The 249-nt window shown below is 38.2% G+C and carries 1 pseudogene; it reads right to left on the bottom strand.

Annotation, left to right across the window (positions count from 1 at the left end):
• Positions 1-249 (bottom strand): annotated as a pseudogene (locus SB658_RS26175) (DUF4270 family protein); the annotation flags it as partial.

Genomic DNA, 249 nt, shown 5'->3' with positions numbered 1-249 from the left:
AAGCGATCCGCTAATCCTGTTTAAATTATCTCCTACGTATACGGTGAGGGAATCTGCTAAAGGATACTTTTCAGAATAAGAATTATTTACAGGTTTTAAGATTAATTCCGCATCTACAATCGCACCGTTCGTTGCTATATTTTTAAACTGCTTTATGTTAGGAAAATCAATCCGACAAGCCACTCCGGTTCCTGACTGAATAAATCCCTGGTTCCCTGTTAGTAAACTAGACAATCTCTCGGTAGAAAC

This window comes from Bacillus sp. SIMBA_008 (genome assembly GCF_046535495.1).
Taxonomy (GTDB): domain Bacteria; phylum Bacillota; class Bacilli; order Bacillales; family Bacillaceae; genus Bacillus; species Bacillus subtilis.
The sequence above is the reverse complement of the archived record's forward strand: the minus strand, read 5'-3'. Positions and strand labels throughout refer to the sequence as shown.